Origin of the sequence: Pseudomonas sp. NPDC089569 (genome assembly GCF_050280625.1) — a bacterium.
In the GTDB taxonomy this organism is placed as follows: Bacteria; Pseudomonadota; Gammaproteobacteria; order Pseudomonadales; family Pseudomonadaceae; genus Aquipseudomonas.
In genome coordinates this window covers 15,427-32,386 of the sequence record NZ_JBNNVQ010000069.1, presented here as the reverse complement: position 1 = coordinate 32,386, position 16,960 = coordinate 15,427, and the positions used below count along the sequence as shown (strand labels likewise).

The 16,960-nt window shown below is 60.9% G+C and carries 17 protein-coding genes; 2 read left to right on the top strand and 15 right to left on the bottom strand.

Features of this window, described 5'->3' with window-relative positions; translation table 11 throughout:
* Positions 1-69: 69 nt before the first annotated feature.
* Positions 70-852 carry a class I SAM-dependent methyltransferase gene (locus ACQKP2_RS22460; protein ID WP_427579551.1) on the bottom strand — a complete coding sequence of 261 codons (783 nt, stop codon included), beginning with the start codon at positions 850-852 and terminating at the stop codon, positions 70-72.
* 93 nt (positions 853-945) lie between these two features.
* Here ACQKP2_RS22460 and ACQKP2_RS22455 point away from each other — a divergent pair, with 93 nt between their 5' ends.
* The gene (locus ACQKP2_RS22455; RefSeq protein WP_427579549.1) at positions 946-1,566 is read left to right on the top strand and encodes an energy transducer TonB; all 621 of its coding nucleotides are present in this window, start codon (positions 946-948) and stop codon (positions 1,564-1,566) included.
* 16 nt (positions 1,567-1,582) lie between these two features.
* Here the strand turns inward: ACQKP2_RS22455 and ACQKP2_RS22450 are convergent, their stop codons facing one another.
* The 6 genes from ACQKP2_RS22450 to ppc form a co-directional block, all read right to left on the bottom strand.
* Entirely contained in the window at positions 1,583-2,404 is an 822-nt protein-coding gene (locus ACQKP2_RS22450) for an isocitrate lyase/PEP mutase family protein (protein ID WP_427579547.1), read from the bottom strand.
* A 34-nt stretch (positions 2,405-2,438) separates the two neighbouring features.
* A complete protein-coding gene (locus ACQKP2_RS22445) occupies positions 2,439-3,299 on the bottom strand; it encodes a DUF72 domain-containing protein (RefSeq protein WP_427579545.1) in 861 nt (286 codons plus the stop codon).
* The gene (locus ACQKP2_RS22440; RefSeq protein ID WP_427579543.1) at positions 3,299-3,604 is read right to left on the bottom strand and encodes a hypothetical protein; all 306 of its coding nucleotides are present in this window, start codon (positions 3,602-3,604) and stop codon (positions 3,299-3,301) included. Before ACQKP2_RS22440 ends, ACQKP2_RS22445 begins: the two co-directional genes overlap by 1 nt.
* A 232-nt stretch (positions 3,605-3,836) precedes the next feature.
* Complete coding sequence (gene tsaB / locus ACQKP2_RS22435; protein WP_427579541.1) at positions 3,837-4,511, bottom strand: tRNA (adenosine(37)-N6)-threonylcarbamoyltransferase complex dimerization subunit type 1 TsaB; 675 nt, start codon at positions 4,509-4,511, stop codon at positions 3,837-3,839.
* Between the two features lie 93 nt (positions 4,512-4,604).
* Positions 4,605-5,252 (bottom strand): adenylate kinase, encoded by a 648-nt coding sequence (adk, locus tag ACQKP2_RS22430; protein ID WP_427579539.1) that lies wholly within the window; start codon positions 5,250-5,252, stop codon positions 4,605-4,607.
* A 288-nt stretch (positions 5,253-5,540) separates the two neighbouring features.
* The gene (ppc, locus tag ACQKP2_RS22425; protein ID WP_427579537.1) at positions 5,541-8,171 is read right to left on the bottom strand and encodes a phosphoenolpyruvate carboxylase; all 2,631 of its coding nucleotides are present in this window, start codon (positions 8,169-8,171) and stop codon (positions 5,541-5,543) included.
* A 201-nt stretch (positions 8,172-8,372) separates the two neighbouring features.
* Between ppc and ACQKP2_RS22420 the strand changes: the two genes are divergently transcribed.
* Positions 8,373-8,717, top strand: a complete 345-nt coding sequence (locus ACQKP2_RS22420) for a pilin assembly protein (protein ID WP_427579536.1) — start codon at positions 8,373-8,375, stop codon at positions 8,715-8,717.
* Positions 8,718-8,839: 122 nt separating this feature from the next.
* On the opposite strand, the gene ACQKP2_RS22415 is transcribed toward ACQKP2_RS22420, so the two are convergent.
* The 8 genes from ACQKP2_RS22415 to ACQKP2_RS22380 form a co-directional block, all read right to left on the bottom strand.
* The gene (locus ACQKP2_RS22415) at positions 8,840-9,169 is read right to left on the bottom strand and encodes a hypothetical protein (protein WP_007990787.1); all 330 of its coding nucleotides are present in this window, start codon (positions 9,167-9,169) and stop codon (positions 8,840-8,842) included.
* The gene (locus ACQKP2_RS22410) at positions 9,166-10,080 is read right to left on the bottom strand and encodes an alpha/beta hydrolase (RefSeq protein WP_427579534.1); all 915 of its coding nucleotides are present in this window, start codon (positions 10,078-10,080) and stop codon (positions 9,166-9,168) included. The genes ACQKP2_RS22415 and ACQKP2_RS22410 overlap by 4 nt, the downstream gene beginning before the upstream one ends.
* Positions 10,081-10,232: 152 nt before the next feature.
* On the bottom strand, positions 10,233-11,510 hold the full coding sequence (locus tag ACQKP2_RS22405) for a flavohemoglobin expression-modulating QEGLA motif protein (RefSeq protein WP_427579532.1): 1,278 nt from the start codon (positions 11,508-11,510) through the stop codon (positions 10,233-10,235).
* A gap of 34 nt (positions 11,511-11,544) precedes the next feature.
* Positions 11,545-12,099: a hypothetical protein gene (locus tag ACQKP2_RS22400; RefSeq protein ID WP_427579530.1), complete on the bottom strand. Its 555-nt coding sequence runs from the start codon at positions 12,097-12,099 to the stop codon at positions 11,545-11,547.
* A 169-nt stretch (positions 12,100-12,268) separates the two neighbouring features.
* Entirely contained in the window at positions 12,269-12,985 is a 717-nt protein-coding gene (locus ACQKP2_RS22395; protein WP_427579528.1) for a TetR/AcrR family transcriptional regulator, read from the bottom strand.
* A 99-nt stretch (positions 12,986-13,084) separates the two neighbouring features.
* Entirely contained in the window at positions 13,085-14,587 is a 1,503-nt protein-coding gene (gene lysS, locus ACQKP2_RS22390; RefSeq protein ID WP_427579526.1) for a lysine--tRNA ligase, read from the bottom strand.
* A 102-nt stretch (positions 14,588-14,689) separates the two neighbouring features.
* Positions 14,690-15,785, bottom strand: a protein-coding gene (gene prfB, locus ACQKP2_RS22385) for a peptide chain release factor 2 (protein ID WP_427579525.1) whose coding sequence is annotated in 2 segments (ribosomal slippage) — positions 14,690-15,712 and positions 15,714-15,785 — 1,095 coding nt in all. Because the reading frame shifts where the segments join, the coding sequence is not laid out codon by codon here.
* Positions 15,786-15,914: 129 nt separating this feature from the next.
* On the bottom strand, positions 15,915-16,916 hold the full coding sequence (locus tag ACQKP2_RS22380; RefSeq protein WP_427579523.1) for a diguanylate cyclase domain-containing protein: 1,002 nt from the start codon (positions 16,914-16,916) through the stop codon (positions 15,915-15,917).
* Between the last annotated feature and the right edge of the window lie 44 nt (positions 16,917-16,960).

The window sequence follows — 16,960 nt, the reverse complement described above, 5'->3', positions numbered from 1 at the left end:
GGCTCGCTCCCACAGGGTTAACACTGGCCCTGTGGGAGCGAGCCTGCTCGCGATGGGAACGACCCGGTCTTACGGCTTGAGCGCTTTCTTGGGGTAGATGTCATACCGGCTCGACTTGCCATCCAGCGCATGACTCGGCTTGGGCCCTTCGATGCACGGTGCCTTGCGCGGGCGCTTGACCACCACGCGGTGGGTGGCCAGGGCCAATGCCGCTTCGAGCAAGGCCGGCGCGTCGGGGTCATCGCCCACCAGCGGCCGGAAGAGGCGCATTTCCTTTTTCACCAACGCGGTTTTTTCGCGGTGTGGGAACATCGGGTCAAGGTAGATGACCTGCGGTGGCTCGCCTTCCCAGTTGCGCATCACCTCGATCGAGTTGCCCTTGAGCAAATGCATGCGCGCGACGATAGGCGCCACCTCCAAATCTTCAGCGCCGCGCGCCAGACCGTCCTCGAGCAACGCACCAATCAGCGGCTGACGTTCGATCAGGCTCATTTCGCAGCCCAGGCTGGCCAGCACGAACGCATCCTTGCCCAGCCCCGCCGTGGCATCCAGTACCCGAGGACGCACGCCCTGGGCGATGCCGACAGCCTTGGCGATCATCTGCCCGTTGCCACCACCGTACAACCGGCGGTGGGCTGCGCCCCCCTCGACGAAATCCACCCGAACCGGACCGGGCGCGTCCGGCCCCAACTGTTGCAACTGCAGGCCTTGCTCCCCCACCTGCAAGGCAAACTCACCGTCATCCACCTGCAGCGGCAGGCCCAGGCGCTCGGCCCATTGCTCGGCCTGTGACTGAAAGGTGTCGCCCAGGGCCTGGACATGGATGCGGCACACTGCCGGTTGATCAATCATGGGAAAAAACGCTCAAAAAATTAATGATCGGCAAAATCGGCCGATAACAAAACTATCGAGCATTTTGCCAGAGCCGAGCGTCGACCGAGAGCAATGTCAGACATTCAACCCACATTCACAGGTTTTATCTCGCCCTACGGCGACTACAGCCTGCGAAACACCCAGGCACTGAGCGGCGTCAGCCACATCTGGCAGGATTTCTTTGCCCGAGCGCTGGCCGAGCAGAAGGGTGAAGTGCTGCCTGAATCGCTGAACTTCCCCCCGGTTGATATCGAAAGCCCGGTAGAACCCACGGTGGGCAGCGATCTGCTGGCGCACATCGTTTCCCAGCGCGAATGCGACGTGACGGACAACCAGGTTCGCCCGCCCGAGCCGCTGTTCCTGCCGATTGCTGAATTTGAAATGGACCTGGCCGACAAGCCGTTCCCGCCGTTCCCGCCGGAAGAAATCGTGGCCCAGCAGAAGCAGCAGGACTTCGACAGCGGCTGGGTGCGTCCGATCGTGTTGGCCGCCGGCCAGCCAGTGCCGCAAGCCGGCCCTGCGCCGCAACCGCGTCCATTGCACCTGCCTATCGCCGAGTTCGAACTCGACCTGCTGGACAAGCCCTTCCCGCCGTTCTCGCCCGAGGAAATGGTGGAACAACAGAAACAACTCGACTTCGACAACGGCTGGGCGCGCCCGATCGTTCTGCAGAACCTGCGCCTCGCCGCCTGATCCTCTCCTGCGACACTCAGCCTTTGAACAATGAATTGGCCTGCTGGTAGGGCATGCTGCGCGAGGTGAAACCGAAGGTCCCGGACTTCTGGATCTCTTCGGCGGCGCGATAGAACTCACCATAAGCAGCCAACGCCAGTGCCGACCCCACGCTGATGCGTTTGACGCCCATCTCGCTCAATTGCTCGACCGTCAGCTTCAAACCACCCGACATCAACACGTTCACCGGTTTCGGCGCCACGGCACGCACCACAGCCAGCACCTCTTCGGCACTGCGCAAGGCCGGTGCATACAACACATCCGCCCCGGCTTCGGCGAATGCCTGCAAGCGGCGAATCGTGTCATCAAGGTCATGCACGCCGTGCAGGAAATTTTCTGCGCGGGCGGTCAGCGTGAAATGGAACGGCAGGCTGCGTGCCGCAGCGACGGCCGCTTCGATACGCGCCACCGCATGGTCGAAACAATAGATCGGAGCGCCTTCACGCCCCGTGGCGTCTTCGATGGAACCACCGACAGCGCCGGCCTGTGCGGCACGCAAGATACTTTGTGCGCAATCGGCCGGGTTATCGGCAAAACCGTTTTCCAGATCGACAGCAACCGGCAGATCGGTGGCGCCGACAATCGCCCGGACGTTCTCCAGGGTGTCTTCCAGGCTCATCCCGCCATCGGGGCGCGCCCTGGAAAAGGCATAACCGGCGCTGGTGGTCGCCAATGCCTCGAAACCCAGGCTGGCGAGCATTTTTGCCGAGCCGGCGTCCCATGGGTTGGGAATCACAAAAGCCCCGTCGCGTTCGTGCAAGGCTTTGAATGCTTGGGCTCGAAGGGTTTGCGCGTCCATTGGCAGGCTCCTGAAAAAGGGAACGAATCCGCCTTCAGAGCAGGCCAAGTTGCTCGGCGGCGGGCTCTCTGTATAGCTCAGGCAACGCCGGCAAGCCAGGTAATCGCAGCATCAACTGTTGGTGAAAGCGCTGCGCCAGCTTCGCCGCCAGCAGGTTATCGGCGGTGTGCAGGAAGATGTACGGCGTACGACCCTCTTCGATCCACAGGGCGATTTTTTCCACCCATGGCGACAGAAAGGGATCGTTGGCCTCAAGCTGCGGGTGGCCGATGAAGCGCACCTGCGGACACTGGGTAAATGCGGCCGGTCGCGGAGGCACCCTGGGCTTTTTCGACTGGGCGTGCAGCACCGATGGATCGGTCGAGGTACAACTGAACAGCGCACGCGGATCCATGCAAATGCGCTCGACACCGCGATCCATCAACAGGCGATTGAGCATCCGCTCGCTATCACCCTTGGCAAAGAAATCATCGTGCCGCACTTCTACCGCCAAGGGTCGCTGCAGGGCGTCGATAAATCCGGCCAGCTCAGGCAGGCGTTGGGGCGTAAAGCTTTTCGACAACTGCAACCACAGTGGCGAGACCCGCTCGCCAAGGGGGCTGAGCAATTGGATAAAGGTCTCGGCAGCCGTCAGTTGTTCACGCAAGTCACCACCGTGACTGATGTCACCGGGAAACTTGGCGGTGAAGCGAAAGTGCTCTGGCATGGTTTGCGCCCAGCGCTGCACGGTGCTGGCAGCGGGGCTCGCGTAGAAGGTCGTATTGCCTTCCACGGCATTGAACACCTGGGAATAGAGGTCAAGAAAATCGGCGGGTTTGGCGTCGGACGGATAGAGGTAATCGCGCCAGGCGTTTTCACTCCAGGATGGGCAACCGAGGTAGTAAGGCAGCAACATCAGATGTACAGGTCGAGCCCCAGCACTTCCCCGTCCCAATCCACGAAAGCGGCCGTGCTCAGGTAGCTGGCCAGGGCCATTGCCACGCTCTTTTTCATGGCGCGGTGATAAATCATGTCCTGCTGGCGGGCGGGAAGATTGCTCAGGCGTTGTGCAGAGGCTTTGGCGGCACGCGCAGCCAGTTGCTCTTCGGTCGGAAATTCCAGCTCGCCGTCGATATCGATCGACTCGTCTTCCACCACACGGCCTTTGCGTGGCTTGCGCTTGATGGGGTAGGACTGAGAGGAATAGCCGTCTATTCGCATAAGTGCATGCTCGGTATCAGTGATGGCAGTTTAGTGGCGCAAAATCCACTTCGCAAACCGCCGAGTGATAACTAGAACACATAAAAGACAAAAGGTTTAAAAGCGGGGGTTAGAAACGGACGATTGGTGGTGTTTCTTAAAAACCAATCGCGAGCAGGCTCGCTCCCACAGGGTCAACACTGGTCCTGTGGGAGCGAGCCTGCTCGCGATAGTACCGACTCGGTGTCGGGAATTACCGGGCCTTGGGCGTCGCCACCTTATCGCGCAGATACACCGGCTGGGCGTCGTCGGCCAGGATCGCTTCACCGCGATCCCAGGCGAATCGCGCCAGGGTCAGCAGATCCTCGGCGTGGGGCAGCATACTGGCGTCCTGTCCGCTCAGCGTGACGGCGATACGCTCGCCATAGCCCCAACCAGTACCCGCGCCGAACCATTCGCCGCTGGCGTCGGCCGGCAATGCGGCCACTTCCGGTGGCAACACCGCTTCCTGGCCTATCAGACGCATCTCACCCGCCGTCTCGCGGTAGCAGCCCCAATAAACCTCATCCATGCGTGCGTCGATGGCTGCCGCAACCTGCCTGGCGCCGTATTCGCGAAAGGCGCGCTGGGCCAGCACGGCAAGGTTCGATACCGGCAACACTGGCCGATCAAGTGCGAACGCCAGGCCCTGGACCACGCCGATGGCAATTCGCACGCCGGTGAAAGCGCCCGGCCCGCGACCGAACGCGATGGCATCGACCGCTTGCAAGGTGGTGCCAGCGTCAGCCAGCAGCTGCTGGATCATCGGCAGTAGCTTTTGCGCATGCAGGCGCGGGATCACCTCGTAATGGCTCGTCACTTTGCCGTCGTGCAGCAAGGCAACGGAGCAAGCTTCAGTCGCGGTGTCCAGGGCCAGCAAGGTGCTCATCGATGTTTCCACAAGAAAGGGTCAGAAAAAGGGCGTCAGTATAAACAACTACGGCCCGCAAGCGGGCCGTGGATGATGCATCGGTCAGACTTTTCAGCTCAGCGCCGCGAGCACCTTGGCAGTGATCGCTTCAACCGAACCGACGCCTTCGATATGGCTGTACTTCGGCTTGCCATTGGCAGCCGACAGTTTCTGGTAGAAATCCACCAGCGGCTTGGTCTGCGAGTGGTAGACCGACAGGCGATGACGCACGGTTTCTTCGGTGTCGTCCTTGCGCTGCACCAGCTCTTCACCGGTGATGTCGTCTTTACCGGCAACTTTCGGCGGGTTGTAGACGATGTGGTAAACGCGGCCGCTGGCCTCGTGAACACGGCGACCGGCGATACGCTGGACAATTTCTTCGTCTTCGACCGCGATTTCAACGACTGCATCGAGCTCGACACCGGCAGTCACCAGGGCTTCGGCCTGGGGAATGGTGCGCGGGAAACCGTCGAACAGGAAACCCCTGGCGCAGTCAGGCTGGGCGATGCGGTCCTTGACCAGTGCAATGATCAGGTCGTCGGAAACCAGGCCACCGGCATCCATGATGCTCTTGGCCTTGATGCCCAGCTCGGTGCCGGCCTTGACCGCGGCACGCAGCATGTCGCCGGTGGAGATTTGCGGAATGCCGAATTTCTCGGTGATGAACTGTGCCTGAGTACCTTTACCGGCCCCGGGAGCTCCCAGCAGAATGACACGCATCGATGTGCTCCTAAATTTTTATATGGAAAACGTCAGATTCGCCTCGTGGGGCCAATCTCAAAAATAGGGTCGCGGCCGCATAAACGGCCAAAGGCTGCTCAAGATACACAGCAGGCTGCGCCCACACAAGACGCCAAAAGTCGGAGAAACCGCTGCCTCCTGAGTGCCTTCGATGCGGTTCGCCAAGTCGCAACCCCATCATTAACTGTCGCCTGGCCGCACTTTTTCGCCCCTGTTTCCAAGGCATCCGATGCTCGCACCGGACACCTTGCCCCCACGACAAAAACCTTAGCCGGTATTGCGCAAACCGGCGGCAATCCCCGCCACAGACACCAGCAGCGCCTGCTCTACGGGGCTGCCCTGCTCCACTTCCTGCTGCCGCGAACGGGCCAGCAACTCGGCCTGCAATAGATGTAGCGGGTCAAGGTAAGTGTTGCGCAAGCGGATGAATTCCAGGGTGTCTGGGCTATGTGCCAGTAGCTGCGACTGACCGGTCAGCCCGAGAACGATCGAGCATGCCTGCGACAATAGGTCGCGTAAATGCGCACCCAATGGCAGCAGGTTTGATTCGACCAGCCGCTCATCGTAGGACCGGGCTATATCGGCGTCGGCCTTGGCCAGCACCATTTCCAGCATATCGATGCGCGTGCGGAAAAACGGCCAGTGCTCGCGCATTTGCGCCAGCAGTGCGCCCTCGCCGCGTGCCAGCGCCTTGCTCAGCGCCGCCTCCCAGCCCAGCCATGCCGGCAGCATCAGGCGTGTCTGGGTCCAGCCGAAAATCCACGGGATCGCCCGCAGGCTTTCGATCCCGCCAGCACGACGCTTGGCCGGACGACTGCCCAGCGGCAGGCGCCCCAGTTCCTGTTCCGGCGTCGACTGGCGGAAATATTCGACAAATTGCGGGTTTTCCCGCACCACGGCGCGGTAAGCGCTGACACCGTCTGCCGCCAATTCGTCCATCAAGTGCCGCCATTCGGGCGTCGGCGGAGGTGGCGGCAGCAGGGTCGCTTCAAGTACCGCGGCCAGGTACAGATTGAGGTTTTGCTCGGCGATGTCCGGCAGGCCGAATTTGAAACGGATCATTTCCCCCTGTTCGGTGGTGCGGAACCGCCCCGCCACCGAACCCGGTGGCTGGGACAGAATCGCCGCGTGTGCCGGGCCGCCGCCACGTCCCACGGTGCCACCACGGCCATGGAACAACAGCAACTCCACTTGCTGCTCGCGGCAGATATCCACCAAACGCTCCTGCGCCCGATACTGCGCCCAGGCCGCTGCCGTGGTGCCGGCGTCCTTGGCCGAGTCGGAGTAACCGATCATCACTTCTTGCGGCCCCTGCAGGCGCGAGCGATAGCCGGGCAGCAGCAACAGTTTTTCGATCACGGGCCCTGCGTTGTCGAGGTCGGCCAGAGTTTCGAACAGCGGCACCACGCGCATCGGCCGCAGCACGCCCGACTCCTTGAGCAGCAGTTGCACCGCCAGCACATCGGAAGCCGCACCGGCCATGGAGATCACGTACGAACCGAGCGACGCCGGCGGCGCGGCGGCAACTTCCCGGCAGGTCGCCAATACTTCAGCTGTGTCGGCGGACGGTTTGTAGTGCGCCGGCAACAAGGGCCGGCGATTGTTCAGTTCACGGGTCAGGAAGGCAATGCGCTCTTCTTCATTCCAGTCTTCATAGCGCCCCAGGCCCAGGTAATCGGTGATTTCGGTCATAGCCGCACTGTGCCGTGACGAGTCCTGGCGTACATCCAGGCGTACCAGGAACAGGCCGAAGGTCACCGCCCGGCGCAGGCAATCGAGCAACGGCCCGTCCGCGATCACGCCCATGCCGCACTGGTGCAGCGAGTGGTAGCACAGCTCCAGCGGTTCAAGCAGTTCATGGTTGCTTTGCAGCACATCGATGGGCGCTGGTGTGGGGGTGGTCAATGCGCTGTGCGCCCAGTTGCGTGTAGCCCGCAGGCGCTCGCGCAGTTGCTTGAGCACGGCGCGATAGGGTTCGGCGCTGTCGCCCGCCCTGGCTTTTAGCTCATCGCTGGCCTGCTGCATCGACAGATCGGCAGCCAGATGATCGACATCACGCAAGTAAAGGTCGGCGGCCATCCAGCGCGCCAACAGCAACACTTCGCGGGTAACGGCAGCGGTCACGTTGGGGTTGCCGTCGCGGTCACCGCCCATCCACGAAGCGAAGCGAATCGGCGCGGCCTCCAGGGGCAAACGCAGGCCGGTGGCGTCGTATAGCGCCTGGTCCGCCTTGCGCAAGTAGTTGGGGATCGCGTGCCACAGCGAATGTTCGATCACCGCAAAGCCCCATTTGGCTTCGTCCACCGGTGTCGGCCGTGTGCGGCGGATTTCTTCGGTGTGCCAGGCCTCGGCGATCAGGCGCTGCAAGGTCACCTTGATCTGCTCGCGCTCGGCGCCGGTCAGGTCGCGGTGGTCCTGGGCCGCCAGTTGCGCGGCGATGGCGTCGTATTTCTGGATCAGCGTGCGCCGGGCGACTTCGGTCGGGTGCGCAGTCAGTACCAGTTCGATTTCCAGTCGTCCCAACTGCCGGGCCAGGGATTCGGCACCATGGCCTTCGGATCGCAGCCGGGCAAGCAGCTCCGGCAACACCCGCGCTTCGAACGGTGCCCCCTGGGATTCTTCCCGCCGATGAATCAACTGGTATTGCTCGGCGATGTTGGCCAGGTTGAGAAACTGGTTGAAGGCCCGCGCCACCGGCAGCAATTCGTCTTCGCTCAACTGATTGAGACTGGCGCTCAGCTCGGCATCCATGGAGCCACGCCGGTCAGCCTTGGCGCCCCTGCGAATCTGCTCGATCTTGTCGAGGAAAGCGTCCCCGTACTGTTCACGTATGGTGTTGCCCAACAATTCACCCAGCAGGTGAACGTCCTCGCGCAAGCGTGCATCAATATCGGTCATCAGCAGTTCTCCAGCAAAATTCCGGGCGGCCATGAGCTTCAAGAGTGCCGCCCCGGCCCGGTTCTTACAAGCCAGACGACGAAGGGCTCTCAAACCTTCGCCGCAAAAGCTAGTCTGAACAGAAGGCCGTACGACGGCCGCCACCGGCCATGGCCGGAATCTCACTCGGCCTGCCACGAGCAGGCGCGCCATGAGGTCATTATGAAAATTCGCGAACTTGCCCGTCATTGGGAAGAAAACGCCAAGGGTCGCCTGACCAAGACCGGCTACACGATTCACCTGGATGTGGAAGCGGCCGCCCGCCTGGCCGCGATCACCGAGATGTACCCCAAACGGCAACCTGAAGAACTGCTCGGCGAGCTGATTGGCGCCGCCCTGGAAGAACTGGAAAAGAGCTTTCCCTATGTGAAAGGCTCGACGGTGGTGGCCACCGACGAAGAAGGCGATCCGCTGTACGAAGACATCGGCCCGACCCCGCGCTTTCTGGCCTTGTCCCGTCGCCATCTGCACGATTTATCGGCCGGTCACGACAAGCAGAAACACTGACCCCTCCCGCCTACTGAAGGAGCGAGCCCGCTCGCGATGACGGACTTACATTCAACATTCATGTTGACTGTTACACCGCCATCGCGAGCAGGCTCGCTCCCACATTGGATTTGAATTGCCGGTTATTGCTCCAGTTTTTGCGGGGTTTCCTGCCCCATGCAGCGCACGGCTTTTTTCTTGCCATCGACCAGCACGCCCGTCAGGCCTTTCTGTTCGGTATCGAACAACACCAACACCCCGTCAATGCATTGCGCCACTTGCGCCGCCGGCTCCAGGGAGACTTTGTAGTCTTCGCCGGGAATGGTCTTGAGCATGGTGAATTCGTTGAGCAGCAACGCATCCTCGGGTTTGGCGAAATGCAGGTAGCCGTACCACCACAGGGCACCGACGGTGCCGAGGATGCTGCAGATACCGGTGATGATCAGCGGGATGGCGTTGCGTTCTTCACTCATTGCGGACTCTCTAGGGGTTCATCTTCGGGATGTTCGGGTGCCGGGTAATTGGGGATTTCACCCAGACGGCGCAGGCCGTTGAAATGTTGCGGGTCGTCGAGAAAGCGCAGCATGACCTTGCGCCAGACCGGGTCGGCGAACGTCTGCACATGCCCGCCACGGGTCAGTTGCAGCACCCTCGGCGGCGGCGCAGCTTGATACAGTCGGATGCCGTTGGAAAGAGGCACGATCGGATCGTCGATGCTGTGGTAGATCAGTTTCGGCACGTCCTTAAGGTGTGGCATGGCGTAAATGGCGCTATCGCCATCGGGCACCAGCCAGGATAAAGGCACTTGAAATGGCCAGGTCAGCCATGAAGTGCCGAGGACGTACTGGCCGACACTGCGGTAACTGGCGGGCACGCCATCGAGCACAAAGGCCTTCAGTTGCTTCTGGCGTTGCGGGTGCTGCCCCAGGTAATACACGGCCATCGAGCCACCGAGGCTTTGACCGAGCAATATCAGCGGCTTGCCTTTGACCTCCGGCGCCTGGTCCAGCCAGCTAAAGGCTGCATCGATATCCTGGTAGATCTCCGGCAGGCCCGGTTTGCCCTCGGACAAGCCATAACCGCGGTAGTCCACCAGCAACACCTGGTAACCGTTTTTCGGCAACCAGAAGCTCCCGCCGAGGTGCATGGGCAGGTTGCCGCCATTGCCATGCAGGTGCAGCACCGTGCCCTTGACCGCGACACCTTCCTTCGCCGGCAACCACCAGGCGTTCAGCTTGAGGCCATCGGCGGTGGTCAGCGTAACCGTGCGGTATTCGAGGCCGGCCTTTTGCGGAGTGAACAACTGGCCGGGTTCGGGGTAGAACAGCAGCGAGCTGCAACCGCTCAGGGCCAGGAGAAAGCAGAGCGTGCCGAGGAATCTCATCCGTTGATACCTCGCAAAAATGGATTTGGAATACCTACCCTGTGGGAGCGAGCCTGCTCGCGATGGTCGTCAACGATAACGCTGGCAGTCTGATACCCCGCGGTGCCCTGGCGCTCATCGCGAGCATGCTCGCTCCTACAGTGGGTCTTCGGTCACAGGATGTTGGAGTAATCCGCCTCGATCCGGTCCAGGCTCAGGTGGTTCAGGAAGTTGGAGAAACACATCCACGCCGACAGCGCGTTCATGTCGCGGAACTGTTCCGGCAAGTACTTGGGTGGCGCCACCAATCCTTCATCCACCAGCTGACGCAAGGTACGCATGTCTTCGAGCGTGGTCTTGCCGCAGAACAGCAGCGGGATCTGCTCCAGCTTGCCTTTGCGCACGGCCAGTTGAATGTAGTTGTAAATCATGATGAAGCCCTTGAGGTAGGACAAGTCTTTGGTAAATGGCAGACCTGTCGGCACCGAGCCGCGGAAAACGCGACTGGCGTTGCTGTAGCTTTCGGGCATCTCGAAACCTTGCTCGCGGAAGAACTCAAACACCTGCAGGAAGTCTGCGCCCTCCTCCACCATGTGAATGGCGCGAGTACGGTTGGTGAGTTTGCGCAGGCGACTGGGGTACGAGGCGAACGTGATGATTTCCATCAGGATCGCCAGGCCTTCCTGGGTCACCGTCGACGAGGGCGGCCCTTTGGACAGGAAGGTGCAGATTGGCTGGTTCAGGCCGTTCAGCGTGGTGCCGACATGCACCAGCCCCTCGTGGACTTCCAGCGCCCGCACGTCGCGTTCGTTGAACATCGCGTCCGTGCGGATCTTGATGTAGTCGGCGCCGGCCGCCGCATCGGCAACGATCCCGTCGGACTCGAACACCCGGATGGTTTCCTCGGCCTCGCCGAACACCTTGTTCAGGCGGTGCTGAAGCATGTCGACGGCATCCTTGGCGGTCAGCGTCTTCGGCTCATCCTTCAAGTCGCCACGGCCGTCGATGTTGTTCAGGTACTCGGACAACATCATGCCCAGGTCGGACAGGGTCGGGTCACCGGCGTGGAACGCATCGGAGGCAGCGCCGTACAGTTCCTGGGAAATCAGGCCGAAATCCTCGGTGCCGCGTGCTTCGAGCATGCGCACCACCATCCGGTATTCCTTGCACATGCGGCGCATGATCTGGCCAACCGGGTTGAACTGGCCGAGCTGGCGGGTGATATCGCGCTCGATGTTCTGGAATTCGAGCTTCACTTTGCTCGAATCGAACGCCAATGGCCGGTTGAGGTAATAGTCGCGATCCACCGCCGGCAATTCCTTGCCCTTGGCCTTGAGGAAGCCCTTGCGGATATTGTCGTCCCATTTGACTGCATCGAGGACGCGGATCGGCGTCTGCGCCAGCACAATGCGATCGGACAAAATGCGTATCGTCTGCTGGTAATCGTCCACCCGAAACTCCTGTTGAAACCGTTATGTACTGGGTTTATCTGGCTTTGCCCTGGCGCCGGTAACGCACCACTTCAACGAACACATCGGAGTTGGCCGGATCGTCGAGGTAGGCGGACACCCGGTCCATGTCACCACCGATCAACACACCATCACCGTCGTCAGTCTGAAAGCTGCTGCCATCGAGGGCTTTCTGCCCAAGGGCCTGCCTGATTTGCTCAAGGTCGAGGTTATACACCACCAATTCATGCTGGTCGGTGAGTTCAAACCCGGCGATGACGAAGTGCCCGCCGAACCGGGCCGGTGCTTTCGCCGAGAGATACCAGCGACTGCCGTGGTGCGACACCGTGAACGGATAGGCTTCGCGTTCACCGGGCCGAGCCCTGAAATAGCTGACCGCCTGATAGCGATTGTCGCCGGTGCGCGTCAGTTCCAGGTTGAGCGGCTCGCCCCAGGCGTTGGTGCTGGTCCACTTGCCGAGTAAGCCCTTGGGTGCGGGATCGCTCACAGGCAACGGCGCCTCGAAGGCCACCAGGCAACCGCTGAGCAACAGGAACGACAAGGCGATCACGACGCCACGCCAGGCTTTCATTCAACACTCCCTATGAACACGCGTTGCTCCCGAAACGGCAGCCGCCCTGTAGGAGCGAGCATGCTCCGGGCGGCGTTCCGACGATGGATGAGAGGCCGCCGCAGGGTGTCAGGCTGCCAGTGTTATCGTTGACGACCATCGCGAGCCTGCTCGCTCCTACAGGGGTGCACTACACCGAGGCCAGCACCAAATGCATGTACCGCGTCAGGATGCCGAGCAATTCTTCCTCGGCGACCGGCTCCGCATCATTGAGCAGCCCCTGATATTCCATCCGTCCGATTATAGCCGTCAACACTTTGGCATCCTGCTGCGGTTCACGGGAGCCCAGGACCTGGAACAGCTGGCAGGACCCCTGCAGGAGAATTTGCTGATGTGAGCGCACCAGCTCCGCCAGGCGTGGATTGAGCAGCGCTTCCTGGCGAAATGCCTGTTCGGCCATCAAGTGCTCGCGGCGGTTGATCAACTGGCGGTGAACATAGTCCGCCATCAGGCGTGCTATGTCGTCCGCCAGTTTGGAACGCGATTGCGGGCTGCCGTCGCCACTATCGACCATTTCGTGCAGCAAGCCTTCGTTGTTCACCCACAGCTTGGCCATATAGGCCGCACTGCGCTCCACGTATTGAGCGAAGGTATCGGTGAGCAGGTCATCGATATCCTTGAAGTAGTAGGTCGTGGCCGACAGCGGCACGCCAGCCTCGGCAGCCACTGCCCGGTGGCGCACGGCGCGCACACCATCGCGTACCACGATGCGCATGGCGGCATCGAGAATGTCCTGTCGACGCTGCTCGCTGCCCTGTCGGCTGGCCTTGCGACCCTGGTACTGAACACTTTCAGCGACCGCAGTGGCGATACCCGCTGCACCTTCTTGAGCCATTGCATGATTCACGACAGGTCTTTCCTCTCAGATGAAAGCAACAAATTGATACGTTTGTACCAGACAGGCAATAAAAAGCCGCCTGAAAAGGCGGCTTTTTGATTGAAACACTTACGCTTGTGGTCGCATGTGCGGGAACAGGATCACATCGCGGATCGACGGTGAGTTGGTCAGCAACATCACCAGACGGTCGATACCGATCCCTTCACCCGCCGTTGGCGGCATGCCGTACTCCAGCGCACGAACGAAGTCGGCGTCGTAATGCATGGCTTCGTCGTCGCCAGCGTCCTTGTCGGCCACCTGCGCCATGAAACGCTCGGCCTGGTCTTCCGCGTCGTTCAACTCGGAGTAGGCGTTGGCGATTTCACGACCACCGATGAACAGTTCGAAACGGTCGGTGACGTTAGGGTTCTCGTCGTTACGGCGGGCCAGCGGCGACACTTCGAACGGGTACTGGGTGATGAAGTGCGGCTGCTCCAGCTTGTGCTCGACCAGCTCTTCGAAAATCATCACCTGCAGCTTGCCCAGCCCCTCGAAGCCCAGCACCTTGGCACCGGCCTTCTTGGCGATTTCACGGGCCTTGTCGATGTCGTTCAGGTCGTCTGCGGTCAGCTCGGGGTTGTACTTGAGGATCGAGTCGAACACCGACAGACGCGCGAACGGCTCGCCGAAGTGGAACACCTTGTCGCCGTACGGCACGTCGGTGCTGCCCAGAACCAGCTGCGCCAGTTCACGGAACAGTTCTTCGGTCAGGTCCATGTTGTCTTCGTAATCGGCGTAGGCCTGGTAGAACTCCAACATGGTGAACTCAGGGTTGTGACGAGTCGAAACGCCTTCGTTACGGAAGTTGCGGTTGATCTCGAACACTTTCTCGAAGCCACCGACCACCAGACGCTTCAGATAAAGCTCCGGGGCGATACGCAGGAACATTTCCATGTCCAGCGCGTTGTGGTGAGTTTCGAACGGCTTGGCCGCCGCGCCGCCCGGAATGGTTTGCAGCATCGGCGTTTCCACTTCCAGGAAGTCACGCTTCATCAGGAAGCTGCGGATGTGGGCGATGACTTGCGAACGCACGCGGAACGTCTGGCGTACTTCTTCGTTGACGATCAGGTCAACGTAGCGCTGGCGATAGCGCTGCTCGGTGTCGGTCAGGCCGTGGTGCTTGTCCGGCAGCGGACGCAGGGACTTGGTCAGCAGACGCACGTCGGTCATTTCAACGTACAGGTCGCCCTTGCCGGAGCGGGCCAGGGTGCCAACGGCTGCAATGATGTCGCCCATGTCCCAGGTCTTCACGGCCGCCAGGGTCTCTTCGGACAGGGTTTTACGGTTGACGTAGACCTGAATCCGCCCGGACATGTCCTGGATCACCATGAACGAGCCACGGTTGAGCATGATACGACCGGCAACCTTGACCGGGATTGCAGCCTCTGCCAGCTCTTCCTTGGTCTTGTCCGCGTATTTCTTCTGCAGTTCGTCGCAGTAGTTTTCACGGCGGAAGTCGTTCGGGAAGGCGTTGCCCTTGGCGCGCTCGGCAGCAAGCTTTTCCTTGCGCAGGGCGATCAGGGAGTTTTCTTCCTGTTGCAGGGCTTGCGTGTCGAGTTGTTGGTCGCTCATGTCTTTAGATTTTCCATCACAGGTTCGTTACCCCCGGTTGTAGCCGGGGTTCGCGGGCAAGCCTCGCTCCTACAGGGGCACGACACCCCTGTAGCGCGTGCATTAGAGCCCTGATTTCAGGCTGGCTTCCAGGTATTCGTCGATATCGCCGTCGAGCACCTTGTCGCAGTCGCTACGTTCGATGTTGGTACGCAGATCCTTGATCCGCGAGGCATCGAGTACATAGGAGCGAATCTGGTGACCCCAGCCGATGTCGGACTTGCTGTCTTCCAGCGCCTGGGAAGCGGCGCTGCGCTTCTGCATTTCCAGTTCGTACAACTTGGCCCGCAGCATTTTCATGGCGGTGTCCTTGTTGGCGTGCTGGGAACGTTCGTTCTGGCAGCTGACCACGGTGTTGGTCGGTACGTGGGTGATACGCACGGCCGAGTCGGTGGTGTTTACGTGCTGACCGCCGGCACCGGAGGAACGGTAGGTGTCGATCCGCAGGTCGGCCGGGTTGATCTCGATTTCCACCTTGTCGTCGATCTCTGGCGAAACGAACACAGCGGAGAACGAGGTGTGGCGACGGTTGCCGGAGTCGAACGGGCTCTTGCGAACCAGGCGGTGCACGCCGATCTCGGTACGCAGCCAGCCAAAGGCGTATTCGCCCTTGATGTGCACGGTGGCGCCCTTGATGCCGGCGACTTCACCGGCCGACAGTTCCATGATGGTCGCGTCGAAGCCGCGTTTGTCCGCCCAGCGCAGGTACATGCGCAGCAGGATGTTGGCCCAGTCCTGGGCTTCGGTGCCGCCGGAACCGGCCTGGATATCCAGGTAGGCGTTGTTCATGTCCATTTCGCCGCTGAACATGCGACGGAATTCCAGCTTGGCCAGGGACTCTTCGAGACGGGCCAGTTCGGTGACCACATCGTCGACCGCGCCTTCGTCGTTTTCTTCGACGGCCATGTCCAGCAGGTCACGGCAATCGGCCAGGCCACCGGACAAGCCGTCCAGGGTCTCGACGATCTGCGCCAGCGCGGAACGCTCGCGGCCCAGTTCCTGGGCGTATTCGGGCTTGTTCCAGACGTTCGGATCCTCAAGCTCGCGATTGACTTCGATCAGGCGCTCATGCTTTTGATCGTAGTCAAAGATACCCCCGAATAGTTTCGGAGCGCTCGGACAGGTCCTTGATGGTGTTAAGGATCGGATTGATTTCCATGGCGGGCAGCACTCGTTGGCAAACTTTTGAAAGCCGGCGAGTATAACGGCAAACGACCGCAAACGGCAGTCCGCTTGGTCGAAAACGCCCATCTCCTGTTGTAGGAGCGAGCACGCTCGCTCCTACAGTTCAGTCGATGCCCACCTGATTGCGCCCGTTGTTCTTCGCCGCATACAGGCCCTTGTCCGCCGCCGAGATCAAATCACGGCAATGGCTGCCCGCTTTCGGCGTGATGGTGGCCAAGCCGATGCTGATCGTCAGGCTCGAACCCTCGGTTGGAGAGCTGTGGGGGATTTTCAAGTCTTCCACGGTCATGCGCAGTTTCTCCGCCACCAGCCGCGCCCCACCCTGTGAAGTATTGGGCAGCACCAGGGCGAACTCTTCGCCGCCATAACGGGCCGGCAGGTCGGAAGGCCGGGCACAGGCATCGCGAATCGCCGTGGCGACCTTGCGCAGGGCCTCGTCGCCTTCCAGATGGCCGAAGGTGTCGTTGTAGGCCTTGAAATAGTCCACGTCGATCATCAGCAACGACAGTTGGCTCTGCTCGCGCAGGGCGCGTCGCCACTCAAGCTCCATGTACTCATCGAAATGCCGGCGGTTCGACAGCCCGGTCAGGCCGTCGGAGTTCATCAGGCGTTGCAGCACCAGGTTGGTGTCGAGCAACTGCTGCTGGCTGACCCGCAATGCACGGTACGCCGCATCGCGCTGCAACAACGTGAGGTAGGAGCGCGAGTGATAGCGAATGCGCGCGACCAGTTCGATGTTATCGGGCAGCTTGACCAGGTAGTCGTTGGCCCCGGCCGCGAATGCCGCGCTCTTGATCAGCGGGTCTTCCTTGGTCGACAGGACGATGATCGGAATGTCCCGGGTCGCCGGATGGTTGCGGTACTCGCGCACCAGGCTCAGACCGTCGAGGCCGGGCATGACCAGATCCTGCAGGATCACCGTCGGCTTGATGCGCACCGCATGGGCAATGGCCTGGTGCGGATCGGCGCAGAAATGGAAGTCGATGTTTTCTTCGTTCGACAACCCGCGCCGCACCGCCTCGCCGATCATCGCCTGATCGTCCACCAGCAACACCATGGCGGCATTTTCGTCAGTCTTGAAGTCGTCGAGCTGTAAATCATTCATGGGCATTCACCTGAATACTACTTGGGCCAGGATTGCTGTTAAGG